At 74.2% G+C, this 24,248-nt stretch carries 14 protein-coding genes; 5 read left to right on the forward strand and 9 right to left on the reverse strand.

The window, feature by feature from the left end:
* Positions 1-128: 128 nt before the first annotated feature.
* The gene (locus CP969_RS29040) at positions 129-7,502 is read left to right on the forward strand and encodes a type I polyketide synthase (RefSeq protein ID WP_016824224.1); all 7,374 of its coding nucleotides are present in this window, start codon (positions 129-131) and stop codon (positions 7,500-7,502) included.
* Positions 7,503-7,563: 61 nt separating this feature from the next.
* Here the strand turns inward: CP969_RS29040 and CP969_RS29045 are convergent, their stop codons facing one another.
* Complete coding sequence (locus CP969_RS29045) at positions 7,564-7,935, reverse strand: PIN domain-containing protein (RefSeq protein ID WP_004982016.1); 372 nt, start codon at positions 7,933-7,935, stop codon at positions 7,564-7,566.
* Between the two features lie 381 nt (positions 7,936-8,316).
* Here CP969_RS29045 and CP969_RS29050 point away from each other — a divergent pair, with 381 nt between their 5' ends.
* Positions 8,317-8,517: a hypothetical protein gene (locus tag CP969_RS29050; RefSeq protein ID WP_016824223.1), complete on the forward strand. Its 201-nt coding sequence runs from the start codon at positions 8,317-8,319 to the stop codon at positions 8,515-8,517.
* Positions 8,518-8,636: 119 nt separating this feature from the next.
* Here the strand turns inward: CP969_RS29050 and CP969_RS29055 are convergent, their stop codons facing one another.
* From CP969_RS29055 to CP969_RS29070, 4 genes are all read right to left on the reverse strand, one after another.
* Positions 8,637-10,766, reverse strand: coding sequence for a 3-hydroxyacyl-CoA dehydrogenase NAD-binding domain-containing protein (locus CP969_RS29055; RefSeq protein ID WP_016824222.1), 2,130 nt, complete (start codon positions 10,764-10,766; stop codon positions 8,637-8,639).
* Complete coding sequence (locus tag CP969_RS29060) at positions 10,763-11,980, reverse strand: thiolase family protein (RefSeq protein WP_004982009.1); 1,218 nt, start codon at positions 11,978-11,980, stop codon at positions 10,763-10,765. Before CP969_RS29060 ends, CP969_RS29055 begins: the two co-directional genes overlap by 4 nt.
* 118 nt (positions 11,981-12,098) lie before the next feature.
* Positions 12,099-13,139, reverse strand: a complete 1,041-nt coding sequence (locus tag CP969_RS29065) for a LacI family DNA-binding transcriptional regulator (RefSeq protein WP_016824221.1) — start codon at positions 13,137-13,139, stop codon at positions 12,099-12,101.
* The gene (locus tag CP969_RS29070) at positions 13,136-15,559 is read right to left on the reverse strand and encodes a glycoside hydrolase family 2 protein (protein ID WP_016824220.1); all 2,424 of its coding nucleotides are present in this window, start codon (positions 15,557-15,559) and stop codon (positions 13,136-13,138) included. Before CP969_RS29070 ends, CP969_RS29065 begins: the two co-directional genes overlap by 4 nt.
* Positions 15,560-15,709: 150 nt before the next feature.
* On the opposite strand from CP969_RS29070, the gene CP969_RS29075 reads away from it, so the two are divergent.
* From CP969_RS29075 to CP969_RS29085, 3 genes are read left to right on the forward strand one after another with little or no spacing between them, the layout of a single operon-like run.
* On the forward strand, positions 15,710-17,026 hold the full coding sequence (locus CP969_RS29075; protein WP_016824219.1) for an ABC transporter substrate-binding protein: 1,317 nt from the start codon (positions 15,710-15,712) through the stop codon (positions 17,024-17,026).
* Positions 17,026-17,976: a carbohydrate ABC transporter permease gene (locus CP969_RS29080; RefSeq protein ID WP_016824218.1), complete on the forward strand. Its 951-nt coding sequence runs from the start codon at positions 17,026-17,028 to the stop codon at positions 17,974-17,976. Before CP969_RS29075 ends, CP969_RS29080 begins: the two co-directional genes overlap by 1 nt.
* A complete protein-coding gene (locus CP969_RS29085; RefSeq protein ID WP_016824217.1) occupies positions 17,973-18,803 on the forward strand; it encodes a carbohydrate ABC transporter permease in 831 nt (276 codons plus the stop codon). Before CP969_RS29080 ends, CP969_RS29085 begins: the two co-directional genes overlap by 4 nt.
* A 39-nt stretch (positions 18,804-18,842) precedes the next feature.
* Here CP969_RS29085 and CP969_RS29090 read toward each other — a convergent pair whose 3' ends face one another.
* The 4 genes from CP969_RS29090 to CP969_RS29105 all read right to left on the reverse strand — a co-directional run bounded on the left by CP969_RS29090 (position 18,843) and on the right by CP969_RS29105 (position 24,224).
* The gene (locus CP969_RS29090; RefSeq protein ID WP_016824216.1) at positions 18,843-20,324 is read right to left on the reverse strand and encodes a TrkH family potassium uptake protein; all 1,482 of its coding nucleotides are present in this window, start codon (positions 20,322-20,324) and stop codon (positions 18,843-18,845) included.
* A 62-nt stretch (positions 20,325-20,386) separates the two neighbouring features.
* Positions 20,387-21,700 carry a Trk system potassium transporter TrkA gene (gene trkA / locus CP969_RS29095; RefSeq protein ID WP_016824215.1) on the reverse strand — a complete coding sequence of 438 codons (1,314 nt, stop codon included), beginning with the start codon at positions 21,698-21,700 and terminating at the stop codon, positions 20,387-20,389.
* Positions 21,701-22,042: 342 nt separating this feature from the next.
* Positions 22,043-23,341 carry a ribonuclease D gene (locus CP969_RS29100; RefSeq protein ID WP_004981996.1) on the reverse strand — a complete coding sequence of 433 codons (1,299 nt, stop codon included), beginning with the start codon at positions 23,339-23,341 and terminating at the stop codon, positions 22,043-22,045.
* Positions 23,342-23,561: 220 nt separating this feature from the next.
* Complete coding sequence (locus CP969_RS29105) at positions 23,562-24,224, reverse strand: helix-turn-helix transcriptional regulator (protein ID WP_004923664.1); 663 nt, start codon at positions 24,222-24,224, stop codon at positions 23,562-23,564.
* Between the last annotated feature and the right edge of the window lie 24 nt (positions 24,225-24,248).

Genomic DNA, 24,248 nt, shown 5'->3' on the forward strand with positions numbered 1-24,248 from the left:
GGCCGTAATGCCGTTTGTACGACGTTCTCCACTCCAACGAGTGACCCACAGTGGATTTTTCACCCGTCACCCCTTTTCAATCCGCACAAAGGACGTGCAACCGGCGTGCGGAGGCGGGGGACTTGACGATGCATCGACTCGAGCGGGCCGTGGCGGTGGTGGGTGTCGGTTGCCGGCTCCCCGGCGGCATCACGGACCTGGACGGACTGTGGTCCGTGCTGCGCGACGGGCGGGACGTGGTCGGCGAGATGCCCGCCGACCGACTGCCCCGCGACCGGACGGTCGACCCGGGGACCGTCCGGCCCGGCCGCAGCTACACCGCCGCCGGCGGCTTCCTCGAGGACGTCGCCTCGTTCGACGCCGCCTACTTCGGCATGTCCCCCGCGGAGGCCCGGCACGTCGACCCGCAGCAGCGGCTGCTGCTGGAGATGGCCGCCGAGGCACTGGACGACGCGGCCGTCCCCGCCGAGTCGCTGGCCGGGTCGGACACCAGCGTGTACGTGGGCGTCTCCGACGTCGGCTACGGCACCAACATGATGATGATGCAGGACCACACGAGCCCGCACACCATGCCCGGCGCCACCCTGTCCATCACGGCGAACCGGATCTCGTACGCCTTCGACCTGCGCGGGCCGAGCATGGCCGTCGACACGGCCTGCTCCTCCGCCCTGGTCGCCCTGGACCGGGCCTGCCGCACCCTGCACGAGGGCGTCGGCCGCGTCGCCCTGGCCGGCGGCGTCAACGTGCTGTCCACCCCGTACCCCTTCGCCGGGTTCTCGTACGCGGGCATGCTGTCGCGACGCGGACGCTGCGCGGCGTTCTCCGCCGACGCCGACGGCTTCGTCCGCGCGGAGGGCGGCGCGGTGCTCGTCCTCAAGCGCCTCGCGGACGCGGTGGCGGACGGCGACCGCGTCCACGCCGTGCTGGCCGCCACCGGCAACAACACCGACGGCCGCAGCACCGGCATGATCGTGCCCAGCGCCGAGACGCAGGAGGCGCTGCTGCACGCGGTCTACGCGGAGGCCGGGATCGACGCGGACGACCTGGTCTACGTCGAGGCCCACGGCACCGGCACCCAGGTCGGGGACCCGGCGGAGGCCGAGGCCATCGGCCGGGCGCTGGGCCGGCGCCGCCGCGGCGGCCCGCTGCCGATCGGCTCGGTGAAGTCGAACCTCGGCCACCTGGAGCCCGCCTCCGGGATGGCGGGCCTGCTCAAGGCGATCCTGGTGCTGCGCCACCGGCTGGTGCCGGCGTCCCTGCACGCCCTCCCCCTCAACCCCCGGATCGACTTCGACGGCCTGGGCCTGGCCCCCGCCGTCGCCCCCGTCCCGCTGGACCCGGGGGAGAGGGCCGCCGTGGGCGTGAGCTCCTTCGGCTTCGGCGGGGCCAACGCCCACGCCGTCGTCACCCCGCCCCCCGCCGCGCCGCGGCCCGAGCCGGCCCCGGTGCCGGAGGGGCGCCCGCTGCCGCTGGTCGTCTCCGCACGGTCCCCCAAGGCGCTGAAGCAGATGGCCGCCCGCCTGGCGGAGCGGCTGCGCGAGACGGAGCCCGGGGACTTCTACGACCTGGCCCACACCAGCACCGTGCGGCGCACCGCACACCCGCACCGCGCCGCCGTACTGGCCGCCGGCCCGCAGGACGCCGCCCGGCAGCTGGACCGGCTGGCGGCCGCGGAGCCCGCCCGCGGAGCCGTGGTGCGCACGAGCGAACGGGACGGGACCGCGTTCGTGTTCTCCGGCAACGCCTCCCAGTGGCCGGGCATGGCCGCCGACCTGCTGGAGGGCGAACCGGCCTTCCGCCGGGCCGTCGAGGAGGCCGACGCGGCCCTGGCACCCCACCTGGGCTGGTCGGTGGCCAAGGAACTGGCCCACCCGTCCCCGGGGAAGTGGCGGCGCACCGAGGTGGCCCAGCCGGCCCTGTTCGCCGTGCAGGTGGGCCTGACCGCGCTGCTGGCCTCGTACGGCGTGCGCCCCCGGGCGGTGGCCGGGCACAGCGTCGGCGAGGTCGCCGCCGCCCACGCCGCCGGGGCCCTGACCCTGGAACAGGCGGCGCGGGTGATCGCCGAGCGCAGCCGCACCCAGGGCGCCACGGCGGGCCGGGGCCGCATGGCCGCCGTCGGCCTGCCCGAGGAACGGGCCCGGGAGGAACTGCTCCGTCACCACGACGTACTGGAGATCGCGGGGATCAACAGCGAGGGCGACGTGACCGTCGCCGGGGACGCCGACGCGCTGGCGGCCTGGGGAGCCGAACTGACCGGCCGCGGCGTCTTCTTCCGCGAGCTGGACCTCGACTACGCCTTCCACAGCCGGGCCATGGACCCCCTGAGGCAGCCGCTGCTCGACGCGCTCGACGGGCTCGAACCCGCCCCGGCCCGGATCCCGTTCGTCTCCACCGTCACCGGCACCCCGCTGAACGGGCCGGAACTCGACGCCGCGTACTGGTGGCGCAACGTCCGCGAGCCCGTCCGGTTCGCGGAGGCCGCCGCCCACCTCGCCACCGAACACGCCGGCGTCCTGGTCGAGATCGGCCCGCACCCGGTGCTGCGCCCCTATCTGCGCCGCACCGGCGCCACCTGCGTCACCACCCTGCACCGCGACGGGGACGGCCCCCGCGAGACCGCGGCGGCCGTCGCCGCCGTGCTCGCCGCCGACACCGCGACCGACTGGCGGCACCACTTCCCCCGCCCCGGCCGGGTGGTCGACCTGCCCGCCTACGCGTGGCAGCACGAACGGTACTGGCACGGCACCGCGCAGGACCGGGTGGTGGGCACCAGCGGCAGCGGCCTGCTGGACCACCCCCTGGTGGGCGAGCGGATGCCCGCCCCGCACCCCGTGTGGCACGGCACCGTCGAACCGCAGCTGGTGCCCTGGCTGGGCGACCACCGGATCGGGGACGACGTCCTCATGCCGGCCGCCGCCTACGTGGAGATGGCCCTGAGCGCCGGCCGGCGGGCCCTGGACCGCCCGGTGGAGGTACGGCACCTGGAGATCGGCCGCCCGCTGTCCGTGCCGTGGCCGGACCCGACGCCGGTCGCCCTGCAGACCGCGGTCACCCCCGACGACGGCCTCCTGACCATCAGCGTCCGCGAGGAGCACCGCGGGGAGTGCCTGCCCGTCGTACGCGCCCAGGTCCGCACCCTGCTCGGCACGGCACCGGACCCGCTCGACGTCGGCGCGCTCCGGGCGCGCTGCGACCGGCGCGTCGACGGCCCGGACTTCTACCGGACGTGCCACGGCATCGGCCTGAACTGCGGGCCGGACTTCCAGCTCATCGACCGCATCGACGCCGGCGACGGTGAGGTGCTGGTCAGCTACCGGCTGGAGCACACCGCCGACGCCTACACCGCCCACCCGGTCCTGATCGACGCGCCGTTGCAGGCCACCGTGGCCCTCGCCGGCGCGGAGGCGGAGTCCGCCGCGTTCCTGCCGACCGTGTTCGGCTCCGTACGCGTGTGGCGCACCCCCGCGCCCACCGGCGTCGTGCACCTGCGCCGCCGCAGCCGCAGCGCCAACGAGATGTGCTGGGACATCACCTACGCCGACGAGGACGGCACGGTCACCGCCGAGATCGAGGGCTGCCGCACCCGCCGCGGCCACCTGGCCGGGCGCACCCCGCTGACCGTCCAGCGCACCGTCCTGAGGGCCGCCCCCCACCGGGGGACCCCCGCCCCGCCCTCCCCGCTCCCCGAGCCCACCGAGGTGGCGCGCGCCGCCGGGCCGCGCATCGCCGCCGCACGCGCCGCCCTGGACGACAGCGGCCACCACCGCTTCACCACCGCCGCCGAGCAGGCGGGCGCCCACTGCTGGGCCCGGACGCTGCGCGGCCTCCTCACCGACCCCGCGGCCCCGTTCTCGATGGACGACCTGGTGGCCGGAGGCCTGCAGCCCCGGCACCGCCGGCTGGTGCGTCTGATGCTGCCGCTGCTGGCCGAGCACGGCCTCGCCCGGCCGGTGGGGGAGGTCTGGCAGCTGACCGGCGCGGAGGTGCGGGCCGAGGCGCTGCTGCGCGGCCTGGTCGAGGACCACCCCGCGTACGGCGCCGAGACGCTGCTCCTCAACCGGCACCTGCGCCGGCTCCCCGACGTGGTGCGGGGACGCGCCGACGCGCGGGAACTCCTGCCGGCCGGGGACAGCGCCCACGAGCAACTCCGCGAGACCGGCCCGGCCCACCGCTTCGCCCACCGCGCCGTGCAGGCGCTGCTCGGCGGCATCGTCGCCCGCTGGCCCGCCGACCGCCCGCTGCGCGTCCTGGAGATCGGCGCGACCACCAGCGCCCTGACGGCCGCGGCCCTGCCCGTGCTGCCGGCCGACCGGACCCGCTACACCTGCGCGGCCGCCACCGGCAGTGTGCTCACCCGCGCCGAACACCGCTTCGCCGCCCACGACTTCGTCGACCACCGCACCCTGGACCCGGACGCCGACCTGATCGGCCAGGGCCTGCCCCGGGGCGGTTTCGACCTCGTCCTCGCGGGCGACGCCCTGCACGCCACCACCGACCTGGCCACGACCCTGCGCCGGCTGCACGCCGTGCTGGCGCCCGGCGGGCACCTGCTGGCCACCGAACCGCACCACGCCCCGCTCCAGGCCCTGCTGTCCGGCACGCTGAACGACTTCTGGGAGCGCGGCGACCACACGCTGCGCCCCGTCTCCCGCGTCCTTCCCCGCGACCGATGGGCGCCGCTGCTGCGGCAGTGCGGCTTCTCCGGCGTGGTGCAGACCGGGCCCGAGGACCGCTCCGTCCTCCTCGCCGCGGCGGACCACGGCCACGGGCCGGCCCCCGAGCCGCTGCGGGCGGTTCCCGGCACCGCCTGGGTGGTCGCGGTCGAGGACGGCACCGAGACGGCGACCGCGCGGGCGCTGGCCGCACACCTCGGGAAGGCCACCGTCGTCACCGCACCGGACGAGGCCGCCGTCTGGAGCGAGTCCCTGCCCACCGGAGGCGATCCGCACGTCGTCCTGCTGCTCGCCGAACCCGGCCCGCACGAGGCCGTCCCCCGGACCACCCGCCGCGCGGCCCTCCTGCGCTCCCTGGCCACCGCCTGCGACGGCCTGGAGGGCGCCGCGCGCCCCCGGATCTGGCTCGTCACGCGCCCGACCGGCCTGTTCCCGGCCCCGGAGCAGCCGGCGCACCCGGTGGACGCGGCCGTCTGGGCGGCCTGCCGCACCCTCGCCAACGAGCGCCCCGACCTGTCCCTGCGGCGCCTGTCGTGCCACCGCACCGGTGACGCCGACGCCGACGCCCGCCGCCTGGCCGGCGAGCTCCTCGCCCCCGGCGACGACGACCGGAGCGCCCAGGAGGACGAGATCGTCCTGACCGCCCGGGGCCGGTTCGTCCCCCGGCACCTCCAACACCCGGCGGACGAACCCCCCGGCGTCCCCGCCGGCACGCCGTTCCTCCTGGAAGTCCGCGACCCCGGCCTGCGCCGGCGGCTGGTCTGGCGGCGGACGGACATGCCCGAACCCGGGCCGGGCGAGGTGGCCGTCGAGATGCGGGCCGTGGCCCTGAACTACCGCGACCCCATGCGGGCCAACGGCCTGCTGCCGCCCGAAGCGGTGGAGAACAGCCCCCTCGGCCGCGGACTGGGCACCGACGGCGCCGGCGTCGTGCGCGCCGTGGGGGAGGGGGTGCGGGGACTGAAGCCGGGCGACCGGGTCTGCGGCCTCGTGCCCGCCGCCCTCGCCTCCCACGCGACGACCTCCGCCACCGCCGTCGTCCGCATCCCCGACGGACTGGGCTTCACGGAAGCGGCGACCTTCCCCGTCGCCTTCCTGACCGTCCACCAGACCCTGGTCAACCAGGCTCGCCTCGCTCCCGGGGAGACCGTGCTGGTGCACGGCGGAGCCGGGGCGGTGGGCCTGGCCGTCCTGCAGTGCGCCCGCCGCCGGGGCGCCCGCGTCATCGCCACCGCCGGCACGGAGACCAAGCGGGACCTGCTGCGCACGCTCGGCGCCGAGCACGTGCTCGACTCCCGCAGCCTGGACTTCGTCCCCCGCGTGCGGGAGCTGACCGGCGGCCGGGGCGTGGACGTGGTGGTGAACTCCCTCAGCGGCGAGGCCATCACCCGGGGGATCGATCTCCTGCGTCCCAACGGCCGCTTCGTCGAACTCGGCAAGAAGGACATCTTCCTCAACAACCCGATCACGCTGCGCCCCTTCGACCGCAGCCTCACCTTCATCGGTTTCAACCTCGACGCCGTCATCGGCTCCCCGGAACTCGGCGCCCTCCTCCTCACGGACTTCGAGGCGGAGGCCGCCTCCGGCACCTACCGGCCCCTGCCCCACACGGTCTACCCCGCCGCCCGCATCGAGGAGGCCTTCCACCTCCTGCAGCACTCCCGGCACACCGGGAAGGTCGTCGTCACCTTCGACCCCCTGGACGAACCCGTCCCGGTGGAACCCGCACCCGGAACCCTCCGCCCGGACGGCGAGGGCACCTACCTGGTCACCGGCGGACTGAGCGGACTCGGGGCCGCCACCGCCCGTCGGCTGGCCGACCGCGGGGCCCGGCACCTGGTCCTGCTCTCCCGTCGCGGACCCGACGCCCCCGAGGCGCCCGCCCTGCTGCGGGAACTCGCCGACCGGGGCGTGCACGTCACCGCCCACGCCGCCGACGTCACCGAGGAAGCCGCGGTGCGCCGGGTCATCGAGGCCGTGGACGCCACCGGGCACCCCCTGCGCGGCGTCGTGCACGCGGCGATGCACATGGACGACGCGGTGCTGTCCGACCTCACCGACGACCGGTTCGCCGCCGTGCTGGCGCCCAAGGCGGCGGGCGCGGCCCTGCTGGACCGCCTCACCGCCGACCGCGACCTGGACCTGTTCCTCGTCCACTCCTCCGTCTCCGCGGGCATCGGCAACCCGGGGCAGGCCGCCTACGCGGCGGCCAACGCCTACCTGGAGGCCCTCGTCCGGGCCCGGCGCGGCGCCGGCCGGCCGGGTACGGCGCTGGCCTGGGGGCCGGTCGGCGGGACCGGCTACGTCGCCCGCAGCGGCACGGGAACCGCCATGACCGAGCGCGGCCTCGAACTCCTCACCCCCGACGAGGTCCTGACCACCACCGATCGCCTCCTGGCCGCCGGCACCGACGTCGCCGGAGCGGGCCGCTACCGCTGGGGAGCCGCCCGCCACCTGCTCCCCGCCCTGGCCGCCCCCCGGTTCGCCCCGCTGGTCCCGTCGGCCTCCGCGGCCTCCCCGGACGCCCGCGACGAACTCCTGCGCGCGCTGGCGGGCCTTCCGGCGGACGAGGCGGTGCACAGGATCACCGACGCCCTCGCCCAGCTCCTCGCGGGCGTCCTGCAGACCGATCCGGCCGACCTGGACCCCGCGCGCAACGTCACCGACTTCGGACTGGACTCGCTGCTGGGCATGCAGTTCCTGGTCCAGGCGAGGGACCTGCTCGGTGTCCGCCTCTCACCGGCCGACCTGGCCACCGGACGCACCCTGGCCCACTTCGCCCGCCTGGTCCACCAGCGGCTGGAGCCGGCCGTCGGCGAGCGGGAGTAGACGCGGGCGGGCGTCCGCCGCACCTACCGGGGCCCCGGTACGGCGGGCGGGCCCGCGGGCCTCAGCGGGGCACGGACCGCGGGCCGGTGACGTCCGCTCCCAGGGCCGTCACCCTGCGGCGCAGTTCGCGGTCGGCCGTGACGACCAGGACGGGGCGGTCGCCGGCCCCGTCCACCAGGGCGACCAGGTGGTCGTCGCCGCTGCCCGGGGCGGACTCCACCCGGACGCCCGGCACCGACTCCACCCCGCGGGCCGCGCCCTCGACCACCAGGACGATCTCCACCGGGCCGCGGCGGCCGGGCAGACCGTCCGACGCCAGCCGGTCGCGCAGGCGTTCCGCGGCGCCCCGGCGGTCCCGCCACCAGCCGTCGGGCACCGACCCGACGACGTTCGCGGCGTCGACGATCACGAGCGGGGCGGCGGTGTCGTCCATGCCGTCAGGGTCCCACGGAACGGCCGCCGCACCGGGACCGGACCGTCGTGCGGGGTCCGCCTGCGCGGGGTGAAGCGGTGGACGGCGCCCGGCTCCCGCGCGGCCGCGACGGCCGCCGCACCGTCCACCTGCCGTCGGACGGCGCCGTCCTGCGTCGTGCGGAGCCCGCCCCCGGCGGACCGCGGGAGGCGCCGCGCGGGATCGGCGGCATCCGGAGGCCGCGCTCCTCTCGTCGCCCGGCGGCCCCCTCGCGCCCGGCCTCGCCGTCTGCCCCACGGTGGACGGCCGCTGGCAGATCCACGCCGAGCGGCTGTCCCGCCTCGCCGCGGGCCCCACCCCGAGGCCGGCACGCTCGTCGCCTGCCGCAGCGACCTCGGCGGCGTGGCCCACCGCTTCCTGCCCGGTGACCGGCCCTGGCGGGAGCTGTCCGTCGCCGTCCTCGGCGGCACGTTCACCGGCGCCCCCGCCGCCGCCTTCGACGCCCTGGGCCGCGCCACGATCGCGGTCGTCGGCGCCGACGGACGCCTGGCCGTCGCCCGTCGGGCCGCCCCGGCTCCGCGGAGTTCGGACCGTGGACGGTGACGGGCTGAGCCGAGGGCACGGCTCGCGCGAGGCGGGACGGCACCGCGCAGCAAGAGGGCCCCCGCGGAGTGCGGGGGCCCTCTTCAGCCGTGTGCGACAGCCGTGTGCGACGGCGACGGCTACGCCGGGACCGAGGCCACCCCGGGCTCCAGGAACCGCTTCCCGTTCACCCGCTCCGAGACGCCCTCGCGGTCCAGGTACGGCGTGATGCCGCCCAGGTGGAACGGCCAGCCGGCGCCCGTGATCAGGCACAGGTCGATGTCCTGGGCCTCGGCGACGACGCCCTCCTCGAGCATGAGCCCGATCTCCTGCGCCACCGCGTCGAGGACGCGGGCGCGCACCTGCTCCTCGGTCAGGACGGTGTCGCCCTGCTCGAGCAGCGCGGCGACCTCGGGGTCGAGCTCGGGCTTGCCGCTGTCGTAGACGTAGAAGCCGCGCTTGCCCGCCTCGACGACCGCCTTGAGGTTCGGGGAGACCGTGAAGCGGTCCGGGAACGCCCCGTGGAGCGTCTCGGAGACGTGCAGGCCGATCGCCGGGCCGACCAGCTCCAGCAGCACCAGCGGCGACATCGGCAGACCGAGCGGCTCGACCGCCTTCTCGGCGACCTCGACCGGGGTGCCCTCGTCGATGACGTTCTGGATCTCGCCCATGAAGCGGGTCAGGATGCGGTTCACGACGAACGCCGGGGCGTCCTTCACCAGGACCGCGGTCTTCTTCAGCTTCTTGGCGACACCGAACGCGGTGGCCAGCGAGGCGTCGTCGGTCTTCTCGCCGCGGACGATCTCCAGGAGCGGGAGGATCGCGACCGGGTTGAAGAAGTGGAAGCCGACGACCCGCTCGGGGTGCTTCAGCTTCGAGGCCATCTCCGTCACCGACAGCGAGGAGGTGTTGGTGGCGAGGATCGCGTGCGCCGGGGCGACCGCCTCGACCTCCGCGAACACCTGCTGCTTGACGCCCATCTCCTCGAACACGGCCTCGATGACGAAGTCGGCGTCCGCGAAGCCCTCGGCCTTGTCCAGGACACCGGAGACCAGCGCCTTGAGGCGGTTGGCCTTGTCCTGGTTGATGCGGCCCTTGCCGAGCAGCTTGTCGATCTCGGCGTGGACGTAGCCGACGCCCTTGTCGACGCGCTCCTGGTCGATGTCGGTCAGCACGACCGGCACCTCCAGGCGGCGCAGGAACAGCAGCGCGAGCTGGGAGGCCATCAGACCGGCGCCGACGACGCCGACCTTGGTGACCGGGCGGGCCAGGTTCTTGTCCGGGGCGCCGGCGGGGCGCTTGCCGCGCTTCTGCACCAGGTTGAACGCGTAGATGCCGGAGCGCAGTTCGCCGCCCATGATGAGGTCGGCGAGCGCCTTGTCCTCGGCGTCGTAGCCCTGCTGGAGGTCGCCGTTCTTGGCGGCGGCGATGATGTCCAGGGCGCGGTAGGCGGCCGGGGCGGCGCCGTGCACCTTGGAGTCGGCGATGAAGCGGCCGCGCTCGACGGCCTGGTCCCAGGCCTCGCCGCGGTCGATCACCGGGCGCTCGATCTCGATCTCGCCCTTGAGGACGGCCGCGGTCCAGATCAGCGACTGCTCCAGGAAGTCCGCGCCCTCGAAGATCGCGTCCGCGATGCCGAGTTCGTAGACCTGCTTGCCCTTGAGCTGCTTGTTCTGGTTGAGGCTGTTCTCAATGATCACCGAGACGGCCTTGTCGGCGCCGATCAGGTTCGGCAGCAGCGTGCAGCCGCCCCAGCCGGGGACCAGGCCGAGGAAGACCTCGGGCAGCGAGAACGCCGGGAGCGCCGCGGACACCGTGCGGTAGGTGCAGTGCAGACCGATCTCGACGCCACCGCCCATGGCGGCGCCGTTGTAGTACGCGAAGGTCGGCACGGCCAGCTTCGACAGCCGCTTGAAGACGTCGTGGCCGCCCTTGCCGATGGCGAGCGCGTCCTCGTGCCGCTTGAGCAGCTCGACGCCCTTGAGGTCGGCGCCGACGGCGAAGATGAACGGCTTGCCGGTGACGCCGACGCCGGTGATCTCGCCGTCCGCGGCCTCCTTCTCGACCTGGTCGATGGCGGCGTCGATGTTCGCCAGCGACTGCGGGCCGAGGGTGGTCGGCTTGGTGTGGTCGTGACCGTTGTCGAGGGTGATCAGGGCGAAGCGCCCGGCGCCCAGGGGCAGGTCGAAGTGGCGTACGTGCGCGCTGGTGACGACCTCGCCGGGGAACAGCTCGGCCGCGCCCTTCAGAAGCTCTGCGGTGGTGCTCACTTGTCCCCCTCGAAGTGCGGGTTCTCCCAGATGACCGTCGCGCCCATGCCGAAGCCGACGCACATGGTGGTCAGGCCGTAGCGGACGTGCGGCTGCTCCTCGAACTGGCGGGCCAGCTGCGTCATCAGCCGGACGCCGGAGGAGGCCAGCGGGTGGCCGAAGGCGATGGCGCCGCCGTACTGGTTGACGCGCGCGTCGTCGTCGGCGATGCCGTAGTGGTCCAGGAACGCGAGGACCTGGACGGCGAAGGCCTCGTTGATCTCGAACAGACCGATGTCGGAGATGGACAGGCCCGCCTGCGCGAGGGCCTTCTCCGTCGCCGGGATCGGGCCGTAGCCCATGACCTCGGGCTCCACGCCGGCGAAGGAGTAGGAGACCAGGCGCATCTTGACCGGCAGCCCATTCTCGCGGGCGAAGTCCTCGGAGGCGATGACCGAGGCGGTGGCGCCGTCGTTCAGACCGGCCGCGTTGCCGGCGGTGACCCGGCCGTGGACGCGGAACGGCGTCTTGAGGTTCGCCAGGTTCTCCAGGGTGGTGCCCGGACGCATCGGCTCGTCGGCGGTGACCAGGCCCCAGCCGGTCTCCCCGCCCTCGGGGCTGGTGCGGCGCACCGAGACCGGCACCAGGTCGGCCTGGATCTTGCCGTCGGCGTACGCCTTGGCGGCCTTCTCCTGCGAGCGCACCGCGTACTCGTCGGCACGCAGCTTGGTGATCTGCGGGTAGCGGTCGTGCAGGTTCTCCGCGGTCATGCCCATGAACAGGGCGGACTCGTCGACCAGCTTCTCGGAGACGAAGCGCGGGTTCGGGTCGACGCCCTCGCCCATCGGGTGGCGGCCCATGTGCTCGACACCGCCCGCGATGGCGACGTCGTACGCGCCGAAGGCGACGGAGCCGGCCACCGTGGTGACGGCGGTCAGGGCGCCCGCGCACATGCGGTCGATGGAGTAGCCCGGGACCGAGGTGGGCAGGCCCGCGAGGATGCCGGCCGTGCGGCCGATGGTCAGACCCTGGTCGCCGATCTGCGTGGTCGCGGCGATGGCGACCTCGTCGATCTTCTGGGGGTCGAGACCCGGGTTGCGGCGCAGCAGCTCCCGGATCGCCTTCACGACGAGGTCGTCGGCGCGGGTCTCGTGGTAGACGCCCTTCGGGCCCGCCTTGCCGAACGGGGTGCGGACGCCGTCGACGAAGACGACGTCCCTGACGGTACGAGGCACGATGGCTCTCCTCCAGGGTGCGGGGTGGCACTGCTGCGTTGCGCTGAGCGCGCGCTCAGGACCCATGCTACTTGTGGGTAACGTAACAGCCCAGTCCCCCCGCCCCAAGCGGTGAAGGTCACACCTTCGGCGGAGCCGTCGAGCCGCGCGGGGTGAGGACGGGGGTCGGCACCGGGTGCGATCCGGGCCCCTCACCGGTGATCACTTCGAACAGCGTCCGCGCCACGTCCGCGCCGAACCCGTGCACGTCGTGGCTCATCGCGGAGAGCGTCGGATGGGTCAGCCGGCACAGCTGGGAGTCGTCCCACGCCAGCAGGGACACGTCGTCCGGGACCCGCAGCCCCATCTCCGCCGCCACCGACAGCCCGGCCACCGCCATGATGTCGTTGTCGTACACGATCGCCGTCGGCCTCTCCGGCGGCGCGGCGGTCAGCAGCGAGCGGGTCGCCCGCGCGCCCGCGTCCCCCGAGAAGTCGGTGGCCACCTGCCAGGCCCGGGCGGGCGGATCCAGCGCGCGGACCGCCCCGTCGAACGCGGTCGTGCGGATCGCGGTGTGCCCGAGCGCCGCCGCGCCGCCCACCCGGGCGATCCGCCGGTGCCCGAGCGCCGCCAGATAGCGCACCGCCTCGGTCACGGCCGTGGCGTCGTCGGTCCACACCGAGGTCAGCCCGCCGGTCAGCGAGGGGTGCCCGACGGCGACCACCGGCAGCCCGAGCCGCCGGGCCACCGCCGGGCGGGGGTCGTCGGCCCGGAAGTCGACCAGGATCGACCCGCCGATCTGCCGCCCCCGCCACCACGACTCCAGCAGCCCGGCCTCCTCGTCCTGGCCGCGCACCAGCCGCAGCAGCAGCGAGCAGGACCGCTCGACCAGGACGCTCTCCACGCCCGAGACGAACTCCATGTAGAAGGGCTCCAGACCGAGCAGCCGGGCGGGCCGGCAGACCGCCAGACCCACCACGTCCACCCGCGAACCGGCGAGCGTCCGCGCGGTCGGGCTCGGCGCCCAGCCCAGCTCCCGCGCCGCCCGGAAGATCCGGTCCCGGGTCGCCTCCGACAGGCCCGGCTTCCGGTTGAAGGCGAGGGACACGGCCCCCTTGGACACGCCGGCGCGCGCGGCGACGTCCTTGATCGTGACGCGGGGGGTCGGCGATGCCGTCATCGAGTGGGCTCCACGCAGTACAGGGCGCAGCGGGCGCTGTCCGGGTCCGGAGTCTTCCAGCCCCGCACCCCTATCGTCACCCGCTCCCCGGGCAGCAGGGTCACCAGCCCCCGGTCGGCCCGCGCGCCGGGGTCCAGCCGGTCGGCCTGCAGCAGCAGGTCCCGCACCAGGGTGCGGGCCGTCACCGTGATCCCGCCCGGTGCGAGCGCGACCTCGAACTCCGGCCGGGGATAGGCGACCTCCCGGTCCGGCACGGGGAAGTACAGCGCCCGCAGCCCTTCCCCGCTCCCGGCCCCGCCCGCGCGGGGGGACTCCGGTGCGTCGGCGACCAGGAACTCCTTCGGGCCGGACGGCACCAGCTCCGCGGGGACGCCGATCCGGGCGACGCTCCGCGCCCCGGCGGCCAGGTCCGGGTCCGCCCGAGCGATCACCGCGCCCTCGACGGACATCCGCCGCAGCCGCAGCGCGCCGTGCCACGCCTGTGCGCACTGGTTGACCGCGGCCAGCACCAGGCCCCCGCCCGCGCCGTCCGGGCGCACGGTCAGCAGCCGGTCCGCGTACAGCCGCCGCAGCTCGTGGTACAGCGGCTTCTCCCGCCCGTCCCCGTCGATCGCGGCCCACGACGTCACCGGCCAGCAGTCGTTGAGCTGCCAGAGCACCGTGCCCGCGCACACCGGCCAGTGGGAGCGCCAGTGCTCGATCCCGGCCGCCACCGCACGGGCCTGGTTGACCTGGGTCAGGTAGTGCCAGCGGTCGAAGTCCCCCGTCGGCACCGCGAAGTGGCGGGCCAGCCCGCGCTCCAGCTTGCCGTTGCCGTCCTCCGCCTTCTGGTGGTGCAGCATGCCGGGGGAGTCCGGCGCGAGCTCCTCCCCGGGCAGCGCCCGGCGCAGCGTGGCGTACGCGGGCGGCGCCTGCCAGCCGAACTCGGCCACGAAGCGCGGCACGTGGAGCCGGTAGTCGGCGTGGTCGGCGCGGTTCCACACCTCCCAGGAGTGGTGCGTGCCGTGCGCCGGATCGTTCGGGTGGTGGAGCCAGGACCCGGACCAGGGACTGCCCGCCGTGTACGGCCGCGTCGGGTCCAGCTCGGCCACCACGCGCGGCAGGACGCCCAGGTAGTACCCCTCGCCCCAGGAGTCGCCGGCCAGCCCCGGCTCCCAGTCCCAGTCCCTGAAGCCCCACAGGTTCTCGTTGTTGCCGTTCCACAGCACCAGCGAGGGATGCGGCATCAGCCGCACCACGTTCTCCCGGGCCTCCGCCTCCACCTCCCCGCGCAGCGGCTGCTCCTCGGGGTAGGCCGCGCACGCGAACGGGAAGTCCTGCCAGACCAGCAGCCCCAACTCGTCGCAGGCGTCGTAGAAGTCCTCGCTCTCGTAGATCCCGCCGCCCCAGACGCGGACCAGGTTCACGCCCGCGCCGGCCGCCTGCTCCAGCCGCCGCCGGTAGCGCTCGCGGGTGATCCGGGACGGGAAGACGTCGTCCGGGATCCAGTTGACGCCCCGGGCGAACAGGCGCTCGCCGTTGACGACCAGGGTGAAACCGGTGCCGTGCGCGTCGGGCGAGGTGTCCAGCTCCACGGTGCGAAATCCGATCCGGCGCCGCCAGACGTCCAGCGCCCGCTCGCCGTGCAGCAGCGTCAGCTCCACGTCGTACAGCGGCTGTTCGCCGTACCCGCGGGGCCACCACAGCCGTGCGTCCGGCACCTCGAGCCGTACGGTCCCGCGCGCCTCGCCGATCTCGGCGCGGGCGCGCACGCCGCCGACGACCGCCTCGACGGCGAGCGGCGCCCCGGTCCGGGTGCGCTCCACCTCGACCGCCAGCTCGACCCGGCCCGTGCCGTCCTCGACCGTGACGAGCGGGCGCACCCGGGCGATCCGGGCGGTCGACCAGTGCTCGAGCCGCACCGGCCGCCAGATCCCGGCCGTCACCAGCGTCGGCCCCCAGTCCCAGCCGAACGAGCAGGCCATCTTGCGCACGTACGGGTAGGGCTCGGCGTAGGCACCGGGCCGCTCGCCCAGCCGGCCGCGCACCGCCTCGGCCTCGTCGTGGGCGGAGGCGAACCGCACCGCGAGCCGGCCGCTCGTCCCGGTCACGTCGAAGCGGTACGAACGGTGCATGTTGCGCACCCGGCCCAGCGGCCGGCCGTCGAGCAGGATCTCCGCCACGGTGTCGAGCCCGTCGAAGACGAGGTCCGTCCGCTCGTGCGCGCCGGGTCCGGCGGCCAGCTCCGTCTCGTACGTCCAGTCCCGCCGTCCCACCCACGCCACCTCGGTCTCGTTGCGGCCGAGGAAGGGGTCGGGGATCAGCCCGGCCGCCAGCAGGTCGGTGTGCACGCACCCCGGCACCACGGCGGGGAGCGGCTCCCCCGAGCCGTCCGCCTCGCGCAGACTCCATCCGTCGGTGAGCGGTGTGACCTGACGCATGCGCACTCCTTAACCGGTTCAGAAATATCCGGGCAACGCTCTGGCATCGTTGGCGCAATAGAGACTTTACCGGTTCAGTAACGGGCTGCCAGAGTGCCGAACCAGCCATCCCACCCGTGCTCGTCCGCCCCGTGAACGGAGCTGGTGCACATGAACCGCCGCAAGGTACTCGCCGGATCGATCGCCGCCCTCGCCCTCCTGGCCTCCGCCTGCACGGGCACGGGGGGCTCCGCCGAGGGCGCGGACGCCGAGGCGCCCGCCGACCCGTCCGAGGTGAAGGGGTCCCTCACGGTCCTCACCCACCGGACCGACCTGGTGCAGGACGGCACGATGAAGAAGTACGCCGCCGAGTTCAACCGGACCTACCCCGGGGTGAAGGTCGAGTTCGACGCCCTCACCGACTACGAGGGCGAGGTCAAGATCCGGATGAACACCGAGAACTACGGCGACGTCCTGATGATCCCCGCGGTGATCGAGAAGAAGGACTACCCGAGGTTCTTCGCCTCCCTGGGCGGCGAGGCGGAGCGCAGCGCCAAGTACCGCTTCACCGACTACTCCACCGTCGACGGCAAGGTCTACGGCCAGAGCCCCCTCGGCGTCGTCCCCGGGTTCGTCCACAACAAGAAGGTCTGGAGCGAGGCCGGCGTCACCGACTGGCCCACCACCCCCGCCGAGTTCCTCGACGACCTGAAGGCGATCGGGTCGAGGACCGACGCGGTGCCGTACTACACCAACTTCAAGGACATGTGGCCGCTGACCCAGTGGACCAACGTCAACGGCTCCGTCGGCTGCGACCCGGCCGCCACCACCGAGCTCGCCGAGGGCGACCCGTGGGCCGAGGGCGCCGACCTGCGCGCGGCCGACACCCTGCTGTACGACATCGTGCGCGGCGGCCTCGCCGAGAAGGACCCGACCACCACCAACTGGGAGGCATCCAAGCCGAAGCTGGCCAGGGGCGAGATCGCCACCATGTGGCTCGGCTCCTGGGCCGTCGTCCAGATGCGGGACGCCGCGAAGCAGGCCGGTACCGACCCCGCCGACATCGGCCTCATGCCCTTCCCGGCGCAGCGGGACGGCGCGTTCTGCGCGGTGACCTCGCCGGACTACCAGCAGGCCGTCAACGTCCACTCCGACAACAAGACCGCCGCCCGCGCCTGGATCGACTGGTTCACCGACGAGTCCGGCTACGCCGAGGCCAACCTGGCGCTCTCCCCGCTCAAGGACGCCCCGCTGCCCGAGGTGCTGAAGCCGTACGAGGAGGCGGGCGTGAAGCTGCTCGACCTCGACGACGCCAAGGGCGCCGAGGTGAAGTCCCTCGACAACCGGTCCGAGGTCGGCATCTACAAGCCCGACTACCGCCAGGACCTCGTCGACCTGGCCCGCGGCGCGCGCAAGGGCAGCCTGGACGGCTTCCTCGGCGACCTCGCGAAGCGGTGGGCCGAGGCGCGGAAGTCCCTGGAGCCCTGATGGCGGACACCACCCGCGAGGCGGCGCGGCCGGTGCTCCCGGCCGCCCCCGCCGGGCCGAAGCGGGCACCCGCCCCGCGCGGCGCCCGGCTGTCGCGCCGCCTCACCCCCTGGCTGTTCCTGATCGCACCGCTGGCCCTGCTGCTGACCTTCACCTACGCGCCGATCGCCAACATGGTCGCGTACAGCTTCACCGACTGGGACGGCGTGAGCCCGGAGCTGACCTACACGGGCATCGGGAACTACACCGAACTCCTCACCCGGTCCGAGCTGTTCGAGGTGTTCTTCGTCAGCGGCTACTACCTCGCCGCGTCCGTGGTGCAGATCGTCGCCGCCCTCTACTTCGCCACGGTCCTGAGCTTCGACGTGCGCTTCCGGAACTTCTTCAAGGGCGTGCTGTTCTTCCCGTACCTGATCAACGGGGTGGCGATCGGCTTCGTCTTCCTCTACTTCTTCCAGGACGGCGGCACCCTCGACTCCGTGCTGGGCCTGTTCGGCGTCGAGACCGACCACGCCTGGCTGGGCACGCCGCTCTCCGCGAACACCTCGCTCGCCGGCGTCTCCGTCTGGCGCCACCTGGGACTGAACTTCGTGCTGTTCCTCGGCGCCATCCAGTCCATCCCGGGCGAGCTGTACGAGGCGGCCGAGATCGACGGAGCGAGCCGCCGGCAGCAGTTCCGGCACATCATCGTGCCCGGCATCAGGCCCGTGCTGAGCCTGAGCGTCATCCTGTCCGTCTCCGGCTCGCTGTCGGTCTTCGAGATCCCGTACATCATGACCGGCGGCGCCACCGGCACCGAGACGTTCGTGATCCAGACCGTGAAGCTGGCCTTCCAGTTCAACAAGACGGGGCTCGCCTCGGCCGCCGCCGTCGTGCTGCTGCTGATCGTCCTGGCGGTCACCTGGGTGCAGCGGCGCATCGTCCCCGACGAGAAGGTGGATCTCGTATGACCCGCCGTACCGTGGCCCGCGCCCTCGTCCACCTGTCGCTGGTGCTCGCGGCGCTGGTCGTGCTGCTGCCGCTCACCGTGGTCTTCCTGACCTCGCTGAAGTCCTCCGGGGAGATGGCGAACGGCAGCGGGGCGCTCACCCTCCCCGACGACCCGCTGAACCTCGACAACTACGTGACGGCGTTCCGGGACGGCCGGATGCTCTCCGCCTTCGGGAACACGGCCGTCATCCTGGTCGCCGCCGTCGGCGGCACGGTCCTCATCGGCTCGATGACCGCGTACGCGATCGACCGCTTCCCCTTCCGCTTGCGGAAGCTGGTGGTCGCGCTGTTCCTGCTCGCCGCGCTGGTCCCCGGGGTGACCACCCAGGTGGCGACCTTCCAGATCGTCAACGGCCTCGGGATGTTCGACAGCCTGTGGGCGCCGATCGCGCTCCACATGGGCACGGACATCGTGTCGATCTACATCTTCCTGCAGTTCATCCGCTCCATCCCGGTCTCCCTGGATGAGGCGGCACGGCTCGACGGGGCGGGCGCGTTCACCGTCTACCGCAAGGTGATCCTCCCGCTGCTCAAACCGGCGATCGCCACCGTGGTGATCGTGAAGGGGATCAACGTCTACAACGACTTCTACCTCCCCTTCCTCTACATGCCCTCCGAGGATCTCGGCGTGATCTCGACGTCGCTGTTCCGCTTCAAGGGCCCCTTCGGAGCGCACTGGGAGACGATCTCGGCGGGCGCGGTCCTGGTCATCCTGCCCACCCTGATCGTCTTCCTGTTCCTCCAGCGCTTCATCTACAACGGCTTCACGCGGGGGGCGACGAAGTGACGGCGGGCCCGCAGGCGCGCCGCGGAAGGCCGTGGCCGCCTACGCGCGCCAGTAGCCTCGGCGCAGCAGTACCGCCAGGGGAACGATCTCGATGCGGCCGAGGAGCATGAGAGCGGTGAGGACCGCCTTCGACAGTTCCCCGAGCGGCGCGTAGGAACCGAACGGGCCGACCTCGCCGAACGCCGGGCCGACGTTGCCGAGGCAGGCCGCGGCGGCGCCGAGCGCGGTGAACGCACCGGTTCCGGTCGCGCTCGCCTCGGCGTCGAGGGCGAGGCCGAGCGTCCCGAGGGCGAGGGCGAGCAGGTAGAGGAGGGCGAAGACGAGCGCCGAGCGGAGCGTGGGGTTGTCGACCACCCGGCCGCTCACCCGCACCGGGAGGACGGCGTCGGGGTGAACGGCCTGTTCCAGCTCGTGGCGGGCGAAGCGGAAGAGGACGAGATGGCGAACGACCTTGATCGAGCCGCTCGCCGACCCGGCGCAGGCCCCGACGAACATCAGCGCCAGCAGGGTGAGCGTCGCGAGCGTTCCCCAGTCCGACCAGTTCAGCGTCGCGAAGCCGGTGGTGGTCATCACCGAGACCGTCTGGAAGGCCGCGTGCCGGACGCCGTCGAGTCCGGCCACCGTGCCGGCGACGAACAGCTCGACCGCCATGACGGACGTGCTCACGACGAGCAGGCCGAGGTACAGGCGCAGTTCCTCGTCGCGGGAGACGGCCCGGAACTGACGCAGCGCGGCGAGGCGGTACAACCGCAGCAGGTTCACCCCGGCCACCGCCATCAGCCCGCACAGCACCCACTGCGTCACCGGCGCGAGGCCCCGGGCCGAGTCGGCCTCCGGGGTGAACCCGCCGAGGGAGACGGCGGACGTCGCGTAGGAGAACGCGTTGAAGAGGTCCATCCGCCGGTCCAGCCCGGCCCACCCCAGGGCGGCCAGGAGCAGGACGCCGAGCGCCGTCACCGCGAGGTAGACCTTCCACAGCCGTCGGGCGGTCCCGCGGACGGTCGCGCCGAGCGACTCCACCTCGACCGGTCCCGGCAGCTCGGAGCGCAGGAGTTCGCGGCCTCCGATGCGCAGCCGGGGCAGCACCGCGAGCGCGAGCACGATGATTCCCAAGCCCCCCAGCCAGTGGGTGAGCTGACGCCAGAACAGCATGTCGGGTCCGAGCGCGCCCACGTCGGTCAGGACCGTCGCGCCGGTGGCGGTGAACCCCGACATCGACTCGAAGTAGGCGTCGACCGGGTGATCGAGCTGCGGCACGTGGCCGAGCACGAACGGCAGCGCGCCGAACGCGGGCACGAGCAGCCAGACGGCGACGACGACGAGGAACCCCTCCCGGACGCCCAGCGGGGGCCGCTCGCCCGTCAGCCGCTTGAGCGCCAGGCCCGTCAGGGCCACGGCGAGCCCGGTGACGAGGAAGGGCCACGGGGGCTCACCGGCTGCGAGCGCGACGGCCGCCGGCGCGACGAGCGCGACCGCGAACCACGCGAGCAGGGCACCGACGACGCCCAGCGCGGTCCGCACGTCGACGCCGACGCGTCCGCGCGGACGCCACCGGCGCGGACGCGGCGACGAGCGCGGGGGCCTCACAGGTCGTGCTCGATCTCGGGGACGCGTTCGGGTTCGGTGAGGACGACGGCGCGGTCCCCGGGCCGCAGCTCGTCCTTCCCGTCGGGGAAGAACACGGCGCCGTCGCGGACGATCGCGCCCACGCCGGCCCCGGGAAGCGCGTCGACCGGGGCGTGCGCGAACCGGCTGTCGGGCCGGACGGTGATGTCGATCACCTCGAAGCGGTCGTCCCCCAGCATCGCCATCTGACGGGTGCGCTCGTCGAACGTGAAGCGGGTCATCTTCTCGGCGGTCTCGTCACCCGGATCGATCGTCACGTCGACGCCGGCGGCCTCGAAGACTTCGGCGGCAGCGGGATCGTCGAGGACCGTCAGCGTCAGTGCGACCCCGTGGACCTTCGCGAGCACCGCCGCGTGCAGGTTGCGCGAGTCGTCCCCGCCGGCGAACACCGCCGCTCCTGCCGTACCGATGCGCTCCTGGCGCAGGAACGCCGGGTCGAGGCCCGACGCGTGGAACACCCGCGCCCGGTCGAGTGCGCCGGCGGCCGCGCGCGCCCGTGCCGCGTCCGGCTCGACGAGCCGTACGGAGATCCCCCTGTCGAGCAGCACCCGGGCGATGGCCGTCCCCATGCGCCCGGCGCCGAAGAGCGCGACGTCGTCGACGGGATCGGCCCCGGTGACCAGACGGCTCCAGGTGCGCGCCGCCTCGGGCGACGCCATCGCGATCACCCAGTCGCCGGGCCGCACCACCTCGTGCGCGGTCGGTCTGATCCAGTTCCCGTCGCGCACGACGGCGACCACCCGCGACGCCGCGGGCAGGCCCGCGGCGCTCAGGGGGCGGCCGGTGAGCCACGGCGACTTCGCCTCGCGGACGTCGATGCCGAGCACGACCACCTCGCCGCCGGCGAAGAAGTCCACGTGCCGGGCGCCCGGCACGTGCAGGACGCGCTCGACGGCGCTCGCGGTCTCGAACGCCGTCGAGACGAGGAGGTCCACGTCGAGATCGCCCGCCCGCCAGGCCGCCAGGTAGTCCATTCCGGTGGCCCGCACGACCGTCCGCGCCGACGACAGCCGGCGGGCGAGCATGGCGGTCACCAGGTTGACCTCGTCCCGCGACGTGCAGGCCAGGACGAGCTCGGCGTCGGCCACACCGGCTTCGAGGAGCGTCTCGCGCCGGGTGCCGCTGCCGTGCGTGATCCGCACGTCGTAGGTGTGCGACAGGGCCTCCAGACGCGCCTCGTCGACGTCGATCACCGTGCACTCGTGCACCTCGGCGAGCGACTTGACCACGGTGTGGCCGACCTGGCCCGCACCCACCACGATGACCCGCATGCCAGCATCGTGGCACGCGGCCCGACCGGTCGCCCGGCACGGGGCCCCGGCCGCACCGCCTTGCACGTGTCGACCGGTCGGGGCGGGGCCGTCGGCTTTCCCCGGACGGCCGGGGCCCCGCCAGGACGGGCGCGGCGTCGGCGTCCACCGCCGTGGCGCCGGGAACGGCCCCGCGGCTTCCGCGGGGCCGTTCACCGCCGCGACGTCGCCGGACGCCGCTGCACCACCGCGAGAATGGCGCGGTATCGCCGCCCGGCAGGGGAGACGGTCCGGCCGTTCCCCTGGCGCCGTCCCTCCGGCCGGCCCGCTCGTCGGGCTCGGCGCATGACCGTCAGGGCACGCCTAGGCCCCCTGGTCGGCGCCGGAGGCCAGCGCGGTGACCAGCACCGGCGTCACCTGCTCCACCTGCCAGGCCCGCGCCCCGTACTCCGTCAGCACCGCGGCGACCGACCGGGCGTCGGCCGGCTGCGGCGGCTCCCAGCACACCCGGCGCACCGTGTCCGGGGCGATCAGGTTCTCCGGAGGCATGTTCAGCCGTTCGGCGAGCGCGGCGACCCCCGCCCGGGCCGCGGAGAGCCGGGCCGCGGCCACCGGGTCCTTGTCGGCCCACGCGCGCGGCGGCGGGGGGCCGGTCACCGGCTGGCCGGGCTGGGGCAGCTGGGACTCGCTCAGCGCCTTGGCCCGGTCGACGGCCGCCTGCCACTGCTCCAGCTGGCGCCGCCCCGCGCGCTGCCCGAACCCGTTCAGCGCGGCCAGGGCCCGGGCGTCGGCCGGCAGGGCGAGCGCGGCCTCCACGATGGCCGCGTCCGGGAGCACCTTGCCGGGGGAGAGGTCACGGCGCCGGGCGATCCGGTCGCGGGTCTGCCACAGCTCCCGGACGACGGCCATCTGCCGGCGCCGGCGCACCTTGTGCATGCCGGAGGTGCGCCGCCAGGGGTCCTTGCGGGGCTCCGGCGGCGGTGCCGAGGCGATCGCGTCGAACTCCTGCCGGGCCCACTCCAGCTTGCCCTGCCGGTCCAGCTCCTTCTCCAGCGCGTTCCGCAGGTCGACCAGGAGCTCGACGTCGAGGGCGGCGTAGCGCAGCCAGGGCTCGGGCAGCGGGCGGGTGGACCAGTCGACGGCGGAGTGGCCCTTCTCCAGCACGTAGCCGAGCACGTTCTCGACCATCGCGCCGAGGCCGACCCGGGGGAACCCGGCCAGGCGCCCGGCGAGCTCGGTGTCGAAGAGGCGGGTGGGCAGCATGCCTATCTCGCGCAGGCAGGGCAGGTCCTGGGTGGCGGCGTGCAGCACCCACTCGACGCCGGAGAGCGCCTCGCCCAGGGCGGACAGGTCGGGGCAGGCGACGGGGTCGATCAGCGCGGTCCCGGCGCCCTGGCGGCGCAGCTGGACGAGGTAGGCGCGCTGGCCGTAGCGGTAGCCGGAGGCGCGTTCGGCGTCCACGGCGACGGGGCCGGTGCCCGCGGCGAAGGCGGCGATCACCTCGGCCAGGGCGGCCTCGTCCGCGATCACGGGCGGAATGCCCTCGTGCGGTTCGAGCAAGGGGATCGGCGCCTCCGTAGCAGAAGATCCGTCGTCGTCCGGAGGGGCGCCTCCGGTGGTTCGCAGTGAACTGTCTGCTGCGGTGTCGTGGGCGTCGGTCACCTGTCAAGGGTATCCGTGTCACGAAGGCGCCCGTCGACGGAACGTTCCGTCGACGGGCGTCGGAGGGGCGTAAACCGGTCAGTGCGGTGAAGGACCGGGTCCACGGACCCGGGGGAGAGCGGAGCGGGAGCCGCGGCCGGTCCCGTTCACGCCGTGAACCGGCGGGCCGGGGCAGCGGGCGGGAACGGGGGGCGGGGGAGGAAGGGGCGGGCGGCGGGGGTCAGTGGATGATGCCGGTGCGCAGGGCCACCGCCACCATCCCGGCGCGGTCGCCCGTGCCGAGCTTGCGGGCGATGCGGGCGAGGTGGCTCTTGACGGTCAGCGCGGACAGGCCCATCGAGACGCCGATCGCCTTGTTCGACTGGCCCTCCGCCACCAGTCGCAGCACCTCGACCTCGCGGCCGGACAGTTCGCGGTAGCCGCCCGGGTGGCTCGGAGCACCCGGGGGGCGGCGGTGCAGGCGTGCGGCGGCGGCGCCGATGGGAGCGGCACCGGGACGGGTGGGGAGCCCGAGGTTGGTGCGGGTGCCGGTGACGACGTAGCCCTTCACCCCGCCGGCGAGGGCGTTGCGCACGGCGCCGATGTCGTCGGCGGCGGACAGGGCGAGGCCGTTGGGCCAGCCCGCGGCGCGGGTCTCGGACAGGAGGGTGAGGCCGGAACCATCCGGCAGGTGGACTTCGGCGACGCAGATGTCGCGGGGGTTGCCGATGCGGGGACGAGCCTCCGCGACGGACGAGGCCTCGATGACATCGCGCACACCGAGCGCCCACAGGTGGCGGGTGACGGTGGAACGGACGCGGGGGTCGGCCACGACCACCATGGCGGTCGGCTTGTTCGGGCGGTAGGCGACCAGGCTTGCGGGCTGCTCGAGGAGAACGGACACCAGGCCTCCTGGGGTGCGGGACGG

The organism is Streptomyces viridosporus T7A (genome assembly GCF_008704515.1).
GTDB classification, from domain to species: Bacteria; Actinomycetota; Actinomycetes; order Streptomycetales; family Streptomycetaceae; genus Streptomyces; species Streptomyces viridosporus.